Raw genomic sequence first — 17832 nt, 5'->3', positions numbered from 1 at the left:
GAGTTCTCAGTTTTGAGATTTGAATTTGCCCACCTCAAAACTCAACGCTCACAACTCAAGACTCAAAAACTATGCCTCTTCTTCGTCTCATCCTGCTGCTCGGAATTGCCATCCTGTTGCTGCTGTTTGTGTTGCCCAACTGGGCACCGTCGATGCAGCTTGTCTTTTTGGGCATTCGATCGCCTGCGTTTCCCTTGTCGCTATGGATTTTGGGCGCGATTGCGGCAGGCATTGTCACCACCCTTGTCATTTCGATTTTGTTTCGGCTGACAGGCTTCACCGCTCAACGCAAAGGACGAAAAAAGGCGCGATCGTTTGATCAGTCTTCCGCTAGAGCTTATTCCTACACGCAGGCCCCTGCTTCAGAACCCACGCCCCAAGCTGCCAACAAATCATCAGACTGGGAGGAAGACGCTTCAGATTGGTTTGACGACGATTCAAGCTGGGAAGACGAACCAAAAGACCGCAAACGCACCTCCGCTTCTCCGTCCCCTGACTCTGAGACTCGCTCATCCTACTCTTACAGCTACCGCGACCCTAAAGCGACTCGCCCTGCTGCGCCTGACTCTGTGGTGGATGCTGACTACCGGGTGATCATTCCGCCAAACCGCAATCTCGACCAAAATGAGGACGATGAGGGATGAAAGAATCGCTTCTATCGCTTGAGAAATGCTAATTTTTCCACTGTGTTCTTGACCGTATTTTTGACAGTTAGCTAAATCTTTTGAGTTCGCTAAACTAACTAATCTACCGGGACTTCGATCGCAGCCACATTCTCTCTAGGCTCTCGATCGTGTTGTGATAAGTGGCCGCTTTGTAAGCAAGATGCTGCGTGTAGAGCAGGTCAGCCAAAACGGGGGTGACAACCATGTTGATCGCAGTGGTTCCCATTCATGTATGCAGCAAGTCTCCTATCGAAATTCGTCTGGTCAAAAGCAGCGATCGCTCAATCCTCCAAAAACGCTAGGCTGGTGTAGAACCCTTATTCAATCAACGGACAACTCTTTTGTTAAAAGGCGTAAATCTCTATCTCATCGGCATGATGGGGGTTGGCAAAACCACGATCGGACGCTTGCTGGCAGACCAACTTGATTACCAATTTTTTGATGTTGATGCCGTCATCGAGCAGGCCAGCGGGCAGTCAATTTCTCAAATCTTTGCAGAGTCGGGTGAAGCAGCGTTTCGACAGCTAGAAACTAACGTTTTGGCAGAATTAGCTCCTTACACTCGACTTGCGATCGCGACGGGCGGCGGTATTGTCCTCAAACCCGAAAACTGGGGATATCTGCGGCATGGAGTCATCGTTTGGCTAGACTTGCCCCTGGATGAGCTTCATAACCGCTTGCAGCACGATCGCAGCCGTCCCCTGCTACAGTCTTCAGAAACGCTTAAAGCGAGACTCAACACGCTGACAGCCCAGCGTCAATCCCTATACGCTCAGGCAGATGTGAAAATTACAGCACAAGCTAATGAGTCTCCGACTGAGGTGTCTAGGCGAGTTATGGAAGCGATCGCTCAAGCCTGTCAGCAGAAGATCGCCGCCACTCAGGAGATCGATCGACTCAATCGAGAGGCTCCTTATAAAATTCAGAATCAGATTCAAAACAACTAGCTTCAAAACAGTTAAGGGCAGAAATGAGAGAATCAGACGGGAAAATAACTCTCCCATGATTCTCTTATCTCCACCCTCTCATACTTTGCAGAGTTCAAGATTGGACGAATAGCCTTTTCTCAATCGTTGTCCAACGCTGAAGGAATGCCCAAAATGGGGCAGGGAAAGTCCTGACCCAACTGCTGTATCAGTGAATGAGCGGTCGTTTCACAACCCAAAATCAAGAGTGAAGCGGACTCTTCTTGAACCACAGACCTTAACTCTTCGGCTACGGTGCCAAATCGCAGATGCGTCTTTAGTGACCCTCGCCACTCATCCGCTAGACAGCGCGCTTGCCAGAGAATGCGATCGGCTTGCTCAAATACGTCCGCCATCCCGATTGGTTGGATGAAATCACTGAGTTCGGGTAGCTCGACTACTGCTGTCTGATGACCCTGACGATCGGCTTTGCGAGGATATGGGCGCTCTCTCAGATCTACCCGATTTTCAACCTCTCGAATGCTTTCTGTAGGGCAATAGACCGGGATCTTAGTCGTTTTGTTTTCGACGACATACACAACCTGTACAGTGACTTGTTTGCCAGTGGCGAGCCGGGTCTGATGGGCAATCCACAGCGTCAAGTCTAGAGCCGTTTGACTACAAGGAGAACCCGAATAGCCAACCGCCAAATTGATTTCTTGCTTAGAATTTGGGGTCAGAGAATGCGCTTTGGGCAAAAGCACCATTTGATTCACTAGATCAGAACGACCCAGCGTGCTTTGAAGCCGCACCAACATGGACAAAATATTCACAGTAAAACCTCTCAGGATTAGGATAGGCGAGAGGTGGGTCAGGGCTAAACTCAACACTCAGAACAAATCCGAGCTTGAGATACCAGGAGACCTCAATGACAGTTGCTGACAGTAGCAAGTCTTGGGCGCTCCTCCCATTGCCGACGGAGTTAGCTGACGGGCTAAGACTGGAAGGTGTCTCTCTTAATCTGGGTAAGATTCGCCCCAAAAGGTTGGTTCCTCCGCTTCAAATTCGCAACTCAGAACATTTACTGAGCCAAAATTTAGATTAGGCTACCCACTCAAATAATGGTTTGACGGCACATGAAGGAGAATCCAACTTAGAGTTATGGAATCCTTCATTGATCAATCTAGTGCAGCTCTATGGTAAAAGGCTGCTACTTTTAAGACAAAAATCGTTTCTGCTTGAGTTTATTTAACCGCAAACTCTAACAGTATAACAGCGCAAATTACAGGTCTGCCTGTCCTATGAAAAGATATGTTTTGTTAGTGTCTGTTATCTAGACTACAAATACAACTATTTCATAAAGATTTTAGATTAATATCTGTCTAAAGACTCAGCTTAAAAGGAAGTTTAATCAGATGTTTTGAGCAGCCTCTGGGGTAGTGGAGATTCTTGGGAGACTGCTTTCTGGCTAGAGAATCTCTTAATTAACAAAGTTGAGAATTTGTGACGTTTGTTTCGACGTTTGTTTCTAATAAATTTTTGTATAGACGATTGGTTCTAGTAGCTCTTTTGAATTTGCCAAGCAGCTCTAAATAAGCAAAGGGTAAAACGATCGGCCAAAGTAGCGTCGCGATCGTCAACACAATTAAAGACACCTGTTTTTCTTCTTTTGACATGTCAGCGTCTTGTCGGAAAAAACCTAGCCAGCCGATAAACAAAATGGGCATCATACCAAGGTAAAAAACACCCAGGAAGAACAACAGTGTCTGCATTGTGGATAACCCTCATGAATGATGTTTTAGGAACTGATAGGGCTTCAATCGCTTGTTGATGGACGAGAAATGATATCCGAAGCGCCTTCTATACAAATACAGGGAAGCTCTGCTGATTCCATGAGCGTGAATACGTAAGCTGTTTTCAAGATGAGAGGTATTAAAAAATAAACTACCTCAAATCTACGGACAAGGGCTTCGTATGAGTCGCTACCTGATACGTTTAGTAGAAAGTTTACTTGAATTTGCTCCTTGCTGGACTGATCTGGGTCAACCAAAAATTCTCTTTTCCTAGAAGTGATGTCACTCAAAGTTTACGGTTTTAGGAGTCTATTGTGCCTTGAGTGAATGCTACTGACTCCATGATCTCCCTTTGGTTGTAGCAAAAAAACACGGTGCCATGTCTCTTACTTATGAGAGATCGTTTGCGGCGATACTGATGCATCTAGGCAATCGGTCATGGGTTATTAGTCATGAAATGCTCACTTTTTGAACTAACTTTTAGGCTCTAAACAGCAGGTAAACTCCAATTAACGCGATCGCCACCCCCAAAACTGCTCTCAAACTAACTCTTTCACCCATGTAAACGGCAATCGGCAAAATAAATAAAGGACTTGTATTGGTGAGCGCCTGAGCAACCCCAGTAGCGGCATACTTTAAAGCGGTCTGCTGAAGCCAGATACCCAGGTAGGTGCTGACAAAGGCGGTTCCGACTACTACCTTGAGCAATCGATGAGACTGGAGTGGTTTGATTAGACTACGAGACTGCCCCCGCAAAACGACCCAGAGAAGCAGGACAATCGTGCATCCCAATAATCGGATCAGGGTACTCCAGAGAGGGTCTACATTAGTTCCTGACAGGGCGGCCCGTGATAAGACGGCTCCTCCAGATTGTCCCAGGGCTGCCAAAACGCCAAAGATTAGACCTCGTAGGGGACGAAAGTGAGTTTCAGCTTCAGATGGGGGAACCCGTTCGAGGACGACCCATATCACTCCGGTGAGGGTCAGTCCGATTCCTAACCAGGCTGAGAGCGGCAGACTTTCTTGCAGAAATATCAGGGCTAATAGGGCTGACAAAGAGGGGGAGAGGGTTTCCAAGACCAGCGTTCGTCTGGCTCCGATGCAGTTGAGGGTGTTGAAGTAAGCGGTGTCTCCAAAGGCGATGCCCAAAATGCCGCTGAGGAGGAGCAAAATCCAGCTTGTGGGGCTGATATCGGGAATGGGTTGTCCTTGTAAAACCAGCGTAATCAGCAGGAAGACGATCGCAATCCACCCTTTAGTGAGATTTAAAATCAAGGGCGACACCTGCCGTCCGACACCTGTATAGATGATGGAAGCGATCGCCCAAATCAAAGCGGCCGTCAGCGCAGCAAATTCTCCTCTAAATTGGAGCAAACCAGCGGGAAGTAAGGACATAGCAGACAGAAGGTGAGGGCGGCAAATCTAAAACTCAGAACTCAAACCTTTTTCAAGAGGTCTGCTGTTTGGTGAGGCTCGACGATCGTATTGGCGCAGAGAATTCCAGAGGCGGCGACAGCGGGCACTCCAATTCCGGGAAGCGTGCTGTCTCCAACGCGGTAAAGTCCAGAAATGGGCGTATGGCAACTGGGAAACCTGCCTTGACCAACGGCGATCGCGGCTCCATACGTCCCCTGATGACGGCGCAAGTAATGGGCGTGAGTGAGGGGAGTGCCGATTAGCTCCAGGACAATGCGCGATCGTAGGTCAGGAATAATCCGTTCTAACGCACGAAACAGGGAGTGCGATCGCGAGCTTTTCCTCTCTTCATAGGTGTCGTCTCGGTGCCATCCCTCAAACGGTTCTAGCGTATAGGCGTGGAGGGCATGGTGTCCAGGGGGTGCCAGATTTGCATCCCAGACTGAGGGAATCGAAATCATGCAGGTGTTTCCTGGCGTAGTGATGTCTTGAGCCGCATCGTGAACGACGACGTGGTGCCCGGTCAGATTTTCTAAGCCGTCCGATCGGATGCCCAGATGCAGATGCATAAAGCTATCGACTGTGGGCGTGTCTAGCGAAGTCTGACGGTAAGCCGCAGGCAGATCAGTCGGTTTGAGTAACTTGGTGTAGGTGTCCCAGATTGTGGCGTTAGAGAGCACGATCGGAGCCGTCAAAATTTCCCCTTTTGTCTCTCCTTTTCTCAGCCTTTTTCTGAGCTGTACGCCTTGCACTTTGCCAGACTCAACCAAAATCTGCTCAACGTGAGTGCCCAACCGAAGCGTGCCGCCCCACTTTTCTAATCCTCTGATCAGCGCTTGAATAATCGCTCCACTGCCGCCGATCGGGTAGTCGATCACCGATCGCGTGCGCTCTCCAAACATAAAGGCGACTTCGGGGGCGATCGTGCCGTGAGCTTTCAACCCTGACAGCAAAAAGCACTCCAAGTCGATTAACTGCCGTACCCAGGGGTCGGTTACCGTCTCATCCATTAGTGCGCCTACTGACCCTTGAATCACGCCTATCTGAGGCAGCAGTTTCAATAAAGTGGGCAGATAGCGACTTAGCAAGACTGGAATCAGCTTCAAATCGGCTCTCAGGGCCAGCGTGGGAATTTCTCGTAAGCTGTCGTAAAGTTTGAGAAAGCGCTGTTCGAGTTGGGCCAGTTGGTTTGCCCCTTGAGGCGTAATTTGGGCAATTGCTTGCCGATAGCGGTCTGAGTTACCGTATACCGGAAAAGTGCCTTCGGGAAAATGATAGTGACCAAACGGATCGTACGCGATCGCTGCCACCGACTCGCCCAATACGTCCAACACTTGTCGCAATGGATTGACTGAATTGAGGTCAGCCAATCCGCAATAAAACGACGGGCCAGAATCGAAGTGAAACCCCTGCCGCACAAAGCTGTGAGCCGCCCCACCCGGAATATTGTGGCTTTCACAGACAATTACTCGTTTGCCATATCGAGCCAGCAGGGCCCCCGCGACCAGTCCGCCGATTCCACTGCCGATGACGATCGCGTCTGCGTTGGTTTGACTTTGCATCGTAGATGTTTAGGTAAATGTTTAGATCGGGCCGGTTTGAAGTCTGGGCGGCTAGAGTAAAACGTATTGCAATTCTCACTTAAGGAACTTTGCGACGATTGCGCTTTCCCCTAATTTTAAGTAGTGATGAAGTGCGATCGAGCAGTTACGCAATTACAAGGAGCTTAATGCATGGTACAGGCACAACAAGGCGATACGGTCAAAGTCCACTACACAGGTAAGCTGGACGACGGAACGGTTTTTGACTCCTCGGCGAGTGGCGATCCTTTAGAGTTTACGATCGGGTCGGGCAATATCATTCCAGGGTTTGAGAAAGCCGTTGTGGGCATGAGTCCTGGTGATTCTAAAACAGAAGTGATTCCGGTAGATGAGGCCTATGGTCATCATCGAGAAGAAATGGTGCTAGTGGTCGATCGCACCCAGATGCCCTCTGATTTAGAACCCGAAGTTGGTCAACAGCTACAAATTCAACAGCCTTCAGGTCAGACAATTCCCGTGGTGATCACTGACATCTCTGAGGCTGAAGTGACGCTCGACGCAAATCATCCTTTAGCGGGCGAAGATCTGACGTTTGACATTCAATTGGTCGAAATTGGCTAAATTCTGAGTTTTTGGCGACGAGATTGGCTTTGTGATCTGGGCGATCGGTCTGGAGGCAGAGCCAATTTTTGTGAAAATCAATGGAATTGCTCAGTCCGTTCGTAACTACGGAAAAAATTATCGTATAACTTTCTTAAATTTCCGTAATGTATTGTTGGGGAACTGAAGTCGATTGTCGCCAAATGCCTGATTTGCCCCTCACGGCAGATCCAGATTGAGAAGATTATTGTATTCTTGGATAATCTTGCTCATCCTCTATACGCCATGCCAGACAAGGTTTTCAGAGTTTCTGACTCAAGATCTGCGCGGTTTGTATCTCCTCATGAAGTTTGACAAGACTACTTGTGCATGGTTTCTATCTATATGGACTCGTTAAAACTTAAAAAATTATGAGGAAGGGACTTCTGCACAAGCCCATCGTTGTTTTTGGTTCCGTTATTGACAAAGTGATCTTCACGCATGTGGTGGTGATCGGCTTACCCACTCTGATTTACTACTTCATCTTGAAGAGCGGATGGAATCTCCTTGCCTTGCATGTGTGCATCCCCATCCTCTATTTTTTGACCTCGATCGTGGTGATTGGGGAGTCGGTTTCAACGGCAATCGCCTACTCAACTCCACGCAAACAAAAACCCCGGCTCGGAACGCTGCAACGCTGGCTGAGAATGCCTCGCACCTATGCTACTCATCGACATTTGCCGTCTGAGCCAAAACGCCCGCTGCCCAAGTGTTCTCTCGTCGTCGTGGCATATCTGCCCAATGAGCAGCACATCATTGTCAAGACGCTGAAGTACATCCTAAACAATGTGCACCGCCCCGAAGCTGGGCTAGAAGTGATTTTGGCGTACAACAGTCCGGTTCGGCTAGCCGTCGAAGATGAGCTAGAACGCCTCGCCGAACAGTATCCAGAATTGCGCCTGCTGCATGTCGAAGAAAGTCACTCAAAAGCCGAAAACCTGAATGCTGCGCTGAGAATTGTCACGGGCGAGGTGACGGGAATTTTGGATGCTGACCATCGCCCGATCGCTGATTGCTTCAAACGTGCGTGGAGTTGGCTGGCGAGTAATCGCTACGCAGTGGTTCAGGGTCGCAATGTAATTCGCAACAACAATAGCAATTTTTTGACGCGGATGATCGCTGTTGAGTTTGAGTGCATGTATGGGGTGAGCCATCCTGCCAAGTCGCTGCTGGCCGATACGGGCATGTTTTGTGGCTCAAATGGCTATTGGCGGACGGCTGTCCTCAAGCGGATTCGGTTTGCTCCTAGCATGATGACGGAGGATATTGACGCGACCCTGCGTACCCTGCTGAGAGGACACAATATTGTCCATGAACCCAGCATTATCACCACAGAATTGGCTCCGATCGACGTGCGATCGTTCTGGTTTCAGCGCAAACGGTGGGCCCAAGGCTGGCTCGAAGTGACGCTCAAGCATCAAGTGCCGCTGCTGCATTCTCACAAGTTAGACGCTTGGCAAAAGCTTTATTGGACGCTGCTTTTGATTTATAGCGCTGGGTTTCACTTTGTCGCGCTGCAAATTTTTCCGATGTTGTTTAGTTTGAGTTTGAGTCAGACGGAGCCACCGATCATTCCTCAAGAATATGTGTGGGCAACCACTGCTCTGACGCTGATGAGCGGGCCGATTCAAACTTTGGTGGCGTGGCGAGTCAGAAATAAGATGGTGAAACATCCGATTCGGGATTTTGTGGTCTATTGCTTGTTTATCCCGTTCTATTGTGTGTTTAAGAATGTGATTGCGATTATTGCCATCTACGATCACATTTTGGGTAATACGGAGTGGGTTGTCACTAAGCGTGGATTTCGCGAATCTGTTGCGGCTACACCTTCTAGACGAGAAGTATTGCGTAAAGCGAGCTAGTCAAAATCGTTCCTTTCTCAGTTCAGAGGTTCCTCACACGCTTCTTTGAACTTGATCAGAGATTAAAAGTTGTTTGAAATGCTACATTTTGAATCGTCGTGAGCGGCACCTGATAAAAATATTGACGATAAAACTGTTCTTCTCGAATCTCAGCTAGAAACTGTTCGGTGATTCTGGCGATCGCTTCTGATGACTGCGATTCTCTGGCTGCATTCCAGGTGATCTGAAAGCGGTCTGAGTAAGTGACGCTAAAGCCCAAATATTCCAGTGCTTTGAAGCCACTTTTGAGGGGACGATCGCTGATTCCTAACCGTTCGGTCAACTGCTGGCGCGTGGCAGTTTCTCCAGTGCGGCTCAAATATTTGGCGATGCCGACCAGTTGGGTCCAAATCTCGTGGGGAGGCGTGAGTGTGGGCGTAGGATACGCGATCGCCAGGTGACTTTTTGCGTTGAGGGCGCGACGAAACCAGGCTTGTAGCTCGCTCCAACTGGTGGGGCAGCTTTGCACTTTGAGCAGCTTTTCGGGGGTATTGGAGGGCATCTCAGTGCGCCAGTCGAGAATCCAATCCACTTGTGGCGAAGCTGTCTGAACGGAGGTTTCACAGGGACGAACGGCCACCAGGCGCACTTCATACTGTTTGCGAAAGGTATTGTTTTCGAGTTCGACGATCGCATCACAGCGACCTTGAGGAATTTCGTGGCTGTAGTGTCCCCACCAGAGACCGGGAAAGCCCGTTGTGACCGTTTCGTCCAGGATTTTGAACTCGGTTTGAATATAGCGGACTTCTTGCCCCTTCCAGTCGCGAGTGTTGCGATGTTTGCCCACTTCAAACCAGCAATTTTGGATTAGCAGTTTGGGAATCGGATTGCCCATGCCGCAAGGTTCGATTAGTTTGAGTTCTTGAAATAGCTCAAATCCCAATTCTTGAACGGTGACCTGTAGATCGGCTTTGAGGGAAGGCGTAGCAGGAAGGGGCTGTTGGCGCGATCGCTGGTTGATCGCCTCGACAAAGAGCGGTAGATTTTCGACAGGTAAACTCAGCCCTGCTGCAAACGGATGTCCGCCAAAGCGATGAAGCAGATGCGCCTGATCTTTGACCAGTTGGTATAAATCAATTTGATTGGCAGAGCGGGCAGACCCACGAGCCAGCGATCGATCTGAAGAATGATTCGCTGCCTCGGTGCTGAGAAGAATGGTAGGTCGCCCGTATTCTTGAGCAATTTGACCTGCGACGAGTCCCAATACGCCCAGATTCCACTGGTCATCCCAGAGAACGATTACGCCTGTGGTGGAGAGATCTAGCTGGGCAAGTTTGGCGGATACCTGTTGGGCAACATCTTTTTGTAAAGCTTTGCGGCGAGCGTTGGCCAATTCGGTCGCGTCGGCTAATTCTTGACAGCGCTGAGGGTCTTGACTCGTCAGCAACTCTACACAAAAGTGAGCATCTCCCTGAATGCGGCTGACAGCGTTGATGCGCGGGCCGAGACCAAAGGAAATATCGGTGGCTCGATCGCCGCTCCGATGACACCGTTCTAACAATCTCGTGATGCCGGGGCGGGTTTGTTCAGAGGGCTTGCGTTTGCTGTGAGTCTGGAGTTGTTGGATGCCTTTTTGGGCGAGATAGCGACAGTCGCCTTTGAGTTCTACCAGGTCGGCAATGAGTCCGATCGCCACCAGATCCAACAGCGTTTCTAACGGTTTTTTAGGCACCTCTGGCATCGTTTGGTAGAGCGCCTCAACCAGTTTGTAGGCGACGGCAACGCCTGAAAGTTTGGCTAACGGATGGTCAGCAGGAAAATAGCGCGAGTTGAGAATGGCGACAACAGGCGGACGATCTTTGGGCAGGGTGTGGTGGTCAGTGACGATTACGTCGATTTCTAGACTTTGAGCGTAGGTCAATTCATCCAGGTTAGTGCTGCCTGTGTCGCAGGTGACAATTAGCTGACAGCCTTTTGCTTTGAGCGCGTCAATGCCCGAATTGGACAAGCCGTGAGACTCGGTGAGCCGATTGGGAATAAAGTAAAAAAGCTGCTGATTTTGGGTAAAAAATTCTCCCAACCCATCCCACAAAACCGCCGTTGAAGTTACGCCATCGGCATCAAAATCTCCCCAGATGGCGATCGTTTCCTGAGATTCGTAAGCCGCTTTGAGCCGTTGAACCGCCGATCGCATCTCCTGCCCAAATTCAAAGGCGCTCGTTGGTTTGTAAAGATCAGCATTCAAATAGCCCGCCAATTTCTCAGGGTCGCGAATGCCCCGTTGCCAAAGTAGTTGAGCCACATACCGACCTTTCACGCCGTGAAACTCAAGCGTTTGAATGAATTCTGCTGGTGGCAACTCTGATTGAATAGCCCAAGCGATCGCTGACATGAATAATTCCTCAGATTTTGGGATGCCTCAAGGTTTAGATCTCAAATTTCGGATCTTAAATTTTGGATCTCACGTTTTGGGGTTTGGGCGACGGGGACGCTTCCAGACGGCTCGTTCTGCTTTTTCTCGCTCGTAGGCGATCAGTCTGCCGTAGTATTCATGCTCACTGAGATTTAGCGATAAGAAAACGTGTCGCCGCATATTGCCAAAACCCTTGCGATCGAAGAACTTAACGGCGGGAAGATTTTCGGGGTCGGTATCCACCATCATAAATCTTGCCCCATCATCGATCATGCGTTCTACCAGCTTATCGACCAGTTTGTCCGCTACCCCGCGCCGCTGAAAGTCGGGAGACACGCCGAGCCAAATGATGTAGCCATAAACCAGCGAGGCTTTGTTGATCACGGTTCCGAGAATGAATCCGGCGACGCGATCGTCCACTGCGGCCACCAGGCAATATTCGGGATCGGTGTTGTAGAGTCCGATCACTTCCCACTCATCCCAGGTGCGATAAATGTAGGGGTACAGGTCGCTGGTAAAAAGCCTTTCGCCCAAATGATAAACGGCAGCCAGATCATCAATCTCCATATCCCGAACTTCGATCGGAGGTGAGATGACTTCGCTGCTAAAAGATTCCGTCATAAAAATAATTCCTACGCCCTATCTTGATTACAACGGAATTTCTTGAATCTCTGCAAAGTTAGGTAAGCGTACAGTCGATTCCTCGCCATCTCCTCGTTGACAGCGCGTTGCAAAACTACAGTCTGCACACTGTTTTGAGCCTTCTGCCACTTGCGGAAAAGACTCGCCTTGCTCGTAGCGATCGATCCATCCGCTCAATCGTTGGAGTAGCTGGGTTAGATCTCGCTGAGTTTGCTGATGAGTCGTTGAACTGTAGGAAAACTTGAGGCTTTGCGGGTCAGCGTCTTCTCCAGACTTCGATTGAAAAAACCAGTAAGTCATCGAAATCTGCCCAGGATCGTAGTGACTCGTCTCCGCCAACACGAACGGATAGAGGCGAGTTTGCCAATTTTCTGCCAGTTGTCTTGACTTCAACGGTTTTGGGTAGGTCTTCCAGTCGAGAATTTGGGCCTGAGAGTCGCTCATCACCAACAAGTCATACACCACCGTCAGCAAATGCCCTTCTACTTCCAGAGTGCGCTGATGCTCACTTTGACGAAAGGTGGGTGCCTCTAGCTCCAAAATCCTGGGAGCCGCTCCCACAAATGCCGTAAACCACTGATTTAACTGCTCGTCTTCGCGAATAAACGGTTCCACCGGAAGCCCCATCTCCCACTGCTGCATCAACGAGTGAAAGCGGCTCCCCAACATCAAGCGCGCCTGCTGATCGGGTGTGGTGGGTGCTCCCAACTGTTCTAAATAAGTGTGCTGAAACTTACGCGGACAGGTTTCGAGGAGGTTTAACTGTCCTTGGGAAAGACGCATGGGAAGGGATGAGGGATGAGGGATGAAAGGGGAATGGCACGATCGCTAACCCCATTCTAAGTTTTTCGTTACACCTCACACCTCACTTCTCTCCCATCACCCTTTTGTCAATACAAACACGCTGCCCTCGTTGCCGCGCCCGATGCGGAGGTCTTCGTCCAGGTAGGTGATGTCTAGCCAACCTTGCTGATCGCGGTTTTCGACGCTGAAATCGATCGCCGCCAGTTTTTGTCCTGATTCAAGCTGCTCGATAAAGCGATCGGGGGTTTGATAGCCGATAAGTCGCTGAAGTCCAATCACTGATCGCTCAAATTTCACATCTACTCGTCGCTCAGAGACAGGTTTGAATCGGGCCCCAATGCTGACGATCGTCTCGACAAAGGGCAATCCAATCAGTTCGGCAATGTTGTAGAGCTTGGCTTCGGGGGCGCGAATGCTTTGGTAAACCTGCCCCAATTTGAGAAAAGGCACCTGATCGATGCTCAAAATCCCCCGACTGGTGGTGTAGATCAACCGCCAATCACCATCTAATAGATCTAAGGCTTCGATCGGACGCGGCGTAGGGTTGCGATCTTCGAGTTGAGCGATCGCCGCCAAAATCGCCTGCTTTTGAGAATCGGTTGCCAGCAGGCCTCGATTTTTGCCTGCGATCGTTTCTAATAGTGCTGCCTTCCCGATCATTCGCGTTCAACCCCGTAAACAGATGATAGGATAGCCGACTGATTACCCAATCGTAATTCTGCGGTCGGGATCAGGGGACGATTATTACAAATTTTCTTAAATGCAGCGATCGCTTTTCATAGCCAATTTCTAACCTGGAAAAAGCAACCTTGACATCTGCCAAAAAATGTGAGAATTCCCTGTTCCAATTTCCTTCCTGGATGGTAGACTCTGGTTGTTTCACTGCGTATAAGATTTAAGTAAAGCAACGTTAATTTTTGTTGTGTCTATGACTTACAACCCCTCATTACGTGAAGAACCGCGTGGGCAACGGGCCGCTGTGATTCCAGTTCAGCAAGAGTCCTCGATTCTAGATTGGCTAGAAAATACGGGCCGCCTGTTGGCTCGTGAGCCAGTGGATGCTGAATATCCAGGCAGCGAAGAAGAAATCACCGAGTTCATTTCAGAGGATGACAACTCCTTTGATCTCGACGACGACGATGATTTAGATCTCGAAGATTAGGTTGATCGGTCTATGGTTAGCCAAACTTAACCAAGTCTTGACCATAGACCTTTCCGAGTTGACCTAAAGTTCAAGGTATTGGACGATTTTTCCGAAAAAAGTCCTTTGGTTGGTGTGGTGTACTTGTGGAGTGAAGTGAGATTCTTGTGGACGCAAAGTTATTTACAAATCGGTCATTCAGCCTTTCCGGAACGCGCTTATTTTTGTGCGTGACGATCGGGCTTTCGGTAGCGGCGCTGGGGTTAGACTGGCTATCTGGACGATCGCTCGACCAAGGAGCCTCGCTAACCTTATCCTTGTGGATTTCTGCTCTGGCGACGGCTGGTGTGGGGTTCTGGGCAGTTCCGCTACTGCGGGTGCTCAAAGCAGGACAGGTGATTCGAGAAGATGGGCCGCAGTCCCACTTAAAGAAGGCAGGGACTCCGACGATGGGAGGCGCGTTCTTTGTTCCGGTGGCAGTGGGAATCGCGATCGTGCTTTCTAACTTTTCGCCGAATGTAATGGCCGTTTCTGCGCTAACCATGGCCTATGCGGCGATCGGCTTTTTGGATGATTGGCAGATTATTCGCTACAAGTCCAACAAGGGCATTTCGCCTCGCTTAAAGATGGGGCTACAAATTGGCTTCGCGATCGCGTTCTGCGTCTGGATGTACGCCACACAGCCCGTTAGCATCACGACTCTGGCGCTTCCCTTTGGATTAATGTTACCGCTGGGCGGCTTGTTTTGGCTGCTGGCTTCCTTTGTGCTGGTCGCTGAGAGCAATGCAACCAACTTAACGGATGGCATGGATGGTTTGGCTGGGGGAACGGTGGCGATCGCGCTACTGGGTCTCGGTGCCCTGGTGGGTCAGACTTCACCCGACTTGATGGTTTTCTGCGCTTGTTTGAGTGGCGGCTGTATAGGATTTTTGGTTCACAATCGCAATCCGGCCCGCGTTTTTATGGGCGATACAGGATCGCTGGCGCTGGGCGGTGCATTGGCGGCCGTTGCCCTGATTAGCAATTCGCTGTTTGCTCTACTGATTTTGAGCGGATTGTTTGTGATCGAAACGCTGTCTGTGATCGCCCAAGTTAGCTACTACAAAGCAACCAAGGACTCAAACGGCATTGGCAAGCGTCTCTTTAAAATGTCACCTTTCCACAATCATCTAGAGTTGACGGGCTGGACAGAGACTCAAGTGGTCGGCTGGTTTTATGCGATCGCCACCCTCCTGGCAATTCTCACCTTCACAATTCGCTAACTAATTCGCTAACTAAATGGTTTTACGTTTCGATTCACTAATTTTGAAACTGAGTCGCTTATGTAAGCAAAGTCTAGTATCATAGTGAATCGACACCTTGGAGAGATGGCTGAGTGGTCGAAAGCGGCAGATTGCTAATCTGTTGATGGTTTTAGGACTATCCGAGGGTTCGAATCCCTCTCTCTCCGTCCCAAATCGACCACTTGTAATGGGTCATGAATGTTTTAAATGTTCGTGGCCCATTCTTGTTTTTGAGCCAAATCGACAAACGTGTGTATTTTCTGAGGCAATTGGTTTAAGATGAGGCTCATTTCTAAGCGGTTGTGGCTCCTAGCAACTGCACACGAGACATTGAGGGGTTTAATTCGATGAGTCACTTGTCTTCACATCCTAAGCCGAAGTCGGCAGTCTCTCCGAGATACCCGCAAGGGGTCGCTCTTGCTGCCCTAACCCTAGCCGTCGGGTTTCTCACCGCAGCCTGTCAAGAAGCTGCTCCTCCACCCAATGCGGCCTCTCCGGGCACAACGACCGCTCCAGCCGCCGCTCCCACGACAGAAGCAAAGGGGCTGAAGATTGGGTCGCTCTTACCTGCAACGGGGGATTTGGGGTCGATCGGGCAGCAAATGATTGCTACAGTTCCGCTTTTAGTCGAGACGGTCAATCAGTGCGGTGGCGTAAATGGTGAACCTGTCACCCTCGTTTCGGTCGATGACCAGACCGATCCCTCAGCGGGGACAGAAGGCATGACTCGGCTAGCCGAAGCTGAAAAAGTGGCGGGAGTCGTCGGATCGTTTGCCAGTAGCGTTTCGACAGCAGCGTTGCCCGTAGCCGTTCGCAATAAAGTTGTGTTGATTTCCCCTGGCAGCACCAGTCCCGTTTTTACTCAACAGGCGAAGGAAGGCAAGTTTCAGGGCTATTGGGCGCGGACGGCTCCTCCGGACACCTATCAGGCTCAAGCGCTGGCGAAATTAGCCCAAGAGCGCGGCTTTAAAACGGCAGGTACGATCGTCATCAACAACGACTACGGGGTGGGCTTTGAAAAAGAATTTGTAAAAGCCTTTGAGAAATTAGGCGGCACGATCACGAACGCTTCTAAGCCGACTCGCTACGATCCCAAAGCAACAACGTTTCAAACTGAGGCGGCGGCAGCCTTTGCAGGTAAGCCTGATGCGGTGGCGGCTGTGCTTTATGCGGATACGGGCAGTCTGTTGGTCAAGTCTGCGTTTGAGCAAGGGGTGAGCAAAGGAACTCAACTGCTGCTAACGGATGGCGTTTATTCACCCGATTTTGTCTCCAAGGTGGGCAAAACTCAAGATGGCAAATCGATCTTGTCCGGGGCGATCGGTACCGTTCCTGGTGCCAATGGCAAAGCGCTAGATGCCTTCACAAAACTTTGGGCTGAGAAACAAAAGCGTCCCCTCGCTCCCTATGCGGCCCATTCCTGGGATGCCGCCGCAATTCTAGTATTAGCGGCCCAATCCGCCAAAGCCAATACAGGAGAAGCTATCAAAGACAAACTGCGCGAAGTGACCAATGCTCCTGGGACAGAAGTCACAGATGTTTGTAAAGGGCTAGAACTTCTCAAAAAAGGCGAGAAGATCAACTACCAGGGCGCAAGTGGCAACGTCGATATTGATGAAAGTGGAGATGTCATCGGCAACTACGATGTTTGGACAGTCAAAGATGATGGCTCTCTAGCCGTGATTGGCAAGGTTAGCCCTCAGTAGACCGGAGTAGCTAGTGAATTTCTGAACGATCAGTCTTTAGAACTCTCCCGAGGGTGCGATCAGGTCATTAAGCCAGCCGTCAATTTGAGCCAACAGGCGATGAGAGGCGGCTGAATTGATCGCATCTGTATCGCCAAATCGTTCCAACGCCCGGTTGTAATCTGCGATCGCATAGTTCCAGTCTCCTGACAGATGGTGCGCTCGCCCTCGTGCCCCAAAAATGTGGGCTTCTAAAACGCTGGTGGAACCGTTGGACAACAATTGGGTGATTTGCAGGGCGTGATCAAAGTTCTCGATCGCTTGAGCAAATTCTTCTAGCTCTCGAAACGTAATTCCCTGATTGATCCAGGCGCGAATGTTGGTGGGGTCGAGGTCGATCGCCATTTCATAATCTGCGAGAGCTTCTGTCAGACAGCCTTGAGCTGCATAGTAATTGGCGCGATTATTGTAGGCGCTGGCTAACTTGGGGTTGAGATGAATGGCGTAGTTGTAGTCATCCAACGCTGCGCCAAACTGACCCGATTGAAAATGAACCAATCCTCGGTTGTTGAAGTCTACAGAGCTGGAGGGGTTCCGTTCGAGGAGAAGGTTGAGTCCCTCGATCGCGTCCCTGTAGTTTCCTTTGCGAGCTTCACAGAGAGATTGTTGTCTCAGCAACCGATCCTGCTCACTCGGCTCTAGCCAGGTGGTGCGACGGGTGCTTTCTAGAGGTCTGCGACGCTGGCGAAGCGAATTTGTAGTGGAGCTACGGCGAGTAACGTGCGTTCTTCCACTCTTGAGATAAGTCGGACGTAAAGATCTGGAGTTGTCTTGACTGAGAGAAGTACGAGCGTTCATGCAATCCTCACTAGGCTTCTGGATTAACCTTATCGACTTGACGACTAAATTTTTTCTGCCTACGTGTCACAACCTGATACGTCTACGGTTAGATTTTAGATCTGTGAAGTGACAGCCGTGTTGCGTCGTGGTTTCGACAACAAGTTCTACAATGCCAATTCAGGTTATTTCTGACGAAACAGGAATTGACACACGGGTTCACACTT

Annotated in this window: 17 protein-coding genes, 1 tRNA gene and 1 riboswitch; of the genes, 8 read left to right on the top strand and 10 right to left on the bottom strand. The window is 49.9% G+C overall.

Annotated elements, in window-relative coordinates; all coding sequences use genetic code 11:
• Positions 1–71 precede the first annotated feature (71 nt).
• Positions 72–644, top strand: coding sequence for a hypothetical protein (locus ACKFKH_RS06825; RefSeq protein ID WP_446857502.1), 573 nt, complete (start codon positions 72–74; stop codon positions 642–644).
• 103 nt (positions 645–747) lie between these two features.
• On the opposite strand, the gene ACKFKH_RS06820 is transcribed toward ACKFKH_RS06825, so the two are convergent.
• The gene (locus ACKFKH_RS06820) at positions 748–891 is read right to left on the bottom strand and encodes a hypothetical protein (RefSeq protein ID WP_446857501.1); all 144 of its coding nucleotides are present in this window, start codon (positions 889–891) and stop codon (positions 748–750) included.
• Between the two features lie 115 nt (positions 892–1006).
• Here ACKFKH_RS06820 and ACKFKH_RS06815 point away from each other — a divergent pair, with 115 nt between their 5' ends.
• Complete coding sequence (locus tag ACKFKH_RS06815) at positions 1007–1612, top strand: shikimate kinase (RefSeq protein ID WP_446857500.1); 606 nt, start codon at positions 1007–1009, stop codon at positions 1610–1612.
• Positions 1613–1731: 119 nt separating this feature from the next.
• On the opposite strand, the gene ACKFKH_RS06810 is transcribed toward ACKFKH_RS06815, so the two are convergent.
• From ACKFKH_RS06810 to ACKFKH_RS06795, 4 genes are all read right to left on the bottom strand, one after another.
• Positions 1732–2403: a universal stress protein gene (locus ACKFKH_RS06810; protein WP_446857499.1), complete on the bottom strand. Its 672-nt coding sequence runs from the start codon at positions 2401–2403 to the stop codon at positions 1732–1734.
• A 126-nt stretch (positions 2404–2529) separates the two neighbouring features.
• Positions 2530–2658: riboswitch (cyclic di-AMP (ydaO/yuaA leader) on the bottom strand.
• 396 nt (positions 2659–3054) lie between these two features.
• Positions 3055–3342, bottom strand: a complete 288-nt coding sequence (locus ACKFKH_RS06805; protein WP_446857498.1) for a hypothetical protein — start codon at positions 3340–3342, stop codon at positions 3055–3057.
• A 501-nt stretch (positions 3343–3843) separates the two neighbouring features.
• The gene (locus tag ACKFKH_RS06800) at positions 3844–4758 is read right to left on the bottom strand and encodes a DMT family transporter (RefSeq protein ID WP_446857497.1); all 915 of its coding nucleotides are present in this window, start codon (positions 4756–4758) and stop codon (positions 3844–3846) included.
• A 41-nt stretch (positions 4759–4799) separates the two neighbouring features.
• Complete coding sequence (locus tag ACKFKH_RS06795; RefSeq protein WP_446857496.1) at positions 4800–6341, bottom strand: phytoene desaturase family protein; 1542 nt, start codon at positions 6339–6341, stop codon at positions 4800–4802.
• Positions 6342–6512: 171 nt separating this feature from the next.
• On the opposite strand from ACKFKH_RS06795, the gene ACKFKH_RS06790 reads away from it, so the two are divergent.
• Both ACKFKH_RS06790 and ACKFKH_RS06785 read left to right on the top strand, forming a co-directional pair.
• Complete coding sequence (locus ACKFKH_RS06790) at positions 6513–6941, top strand: FKBP-type peptidyl-prolyl cis-trans isomerase (protein WP_446857495.1); 429 nt, start codon at positions 6513–6515, stop codon at positions 6939–6941.
• A 389-nt stretch (positions 6942–7330) separates the two neighbouring features.
• Positions 7331–8821: a glycosyltransferase family 2 protein gene (locus ACKFKH_RS06785; protein ID WP_446857494.1), complete on the top strand. Its 1491-nt coding sequence runs from the start codon at positions 7331–7333 to the stop codon at positions 8819–8821.
• A 55-nt stretch (positions 8822–8876) separates the two neighbouring features.
• Here the strand turns inward: ACKFKH_RS06785 and recJ are convergent, their stop codons facing one another.
• From recJ to ACKFKH_RS06765, 4 genes are all read right to left on the bottom strand, one after another.
• Positions 8877–11192, bottom strand: a complete 2316-nt coding sequence (gene recJ / locus ACKFKH_RS06780) for a single-stranded-DNA-specific exonuclease RecJ (protein ID WP_446857493.1) — start codon at positions 11190–11192, stop codon at positions 8877–8879.
• 69 nt (positions 11193–11261) lie between these two features.
• Complete coding sequence (locus ACKFKH_RS06775; protein WP_446857492.1) at positions 11262–11834, bottom strand: GNAT family N-acetyltransferase; 573 nt, start codon at positions 11832–11834, stop codon at positions 11262–11264.
• 27 nt (positions 11835–11861) lie between these two features.
• Positions 11862–12638 (bottom strand): PD-(D/E)XK nuclease family protein, encoded by a 777-nt coding sequence (locus ACKFKH_RS06770; protein ID WP_446857491.1) that lies wholly within the window; start codon positions 12636–12638, stop codon positions 11862–11864.
• Between the two features lie 96 nt (positions 12639–12734).
• Positions 12735–13319, bottom strand: a complete 585-nt coding sequence (locus tag ACKFKH_RS06765; protein ID WP_446857490.1) for a PAP/fibrillin family protein — start codon at positions 13317–13319, stop codon at positions 12735–12737.
• Positions 13320–13587: 268 nt separating this feature from the next.
• Here ACKFKH_RS06765 and ACKFKH_RS06760 point away from each other — a divergent pair, with 268 nt between their 5' ends.
• The 4 genes from ACKFKH_RS06760 to ACKFKH_RS06745 all read left to right on the top strand — a co-directional run bounded on the left by ACKFKH_RS06760 (position 13588) and on the right by ACKFKH_RS06745 (position 16789).
• Entirely contained in the window at positions 13588–13821 is a 234-nt protein-coding gene (locus ACKFKH_RS06760; protein WP_446857489.1) for a DUF3134 domain-containing protein, read from the top strand.
• A gap of 146 nt (positions 13822–13967) precedes the next feature.
• A complete protein-coding gene (mraY, locus tag ACKFKH_RS06755; protein ID WP_446857488.1) occupies positions 13968–15062 on the top strand; it encodes a phospho-N-acetylmuramoyl-pentapeptide-transferase in 1095 nt (364 codons plus the stop codon).
• 99 nt (positions 15063–15161) lie between these two features.
• Positions 15162–15250 (top strand) — tRNA-Ser (locus ACKFKH_RS06750).
• A 180-nt stretch (positions 15251–15430) separates the two neighbouring features.
• Complete coding sequence (locus ACKFKH_RS06745; protein ID WP_446857487.1) at positions 15431–16789, top strand: ABC transporter substrate-binding protein; 1359 nt, start codon at positions 15431–15433, stop codon at positions 16787–16789.
• Positions 16790–16825: 36 nt separating this feature from the next.
• On the opposite strand, the gene ACKFKH_RS06740 is transcribed toward ACKFKH_RS06745, so the two are convergent.
• On the bottom strand, positions 16826–17626 hold the full coding sequence (locus ACKFKH_RS06740) for a tetratricopeptide repeat protein (RefSeq protein ID WP_446857486.1): 801 nt from the start codon (positions 17624–17626) through the stop codon (positions 16826–16828).
• Between the last annotated feature and the right edge of the window lie 206 nt (positions 17627–17832).

The sequence above is a fragment of the Phormidesmis sp. 146-20 genome (assembly GCF_052939475.1).
The sequence above is the reverse complement of the archived record's forward strand: the minus strand, read 5'-3'. Positions and strand labels throughout refer to the sequence as shown.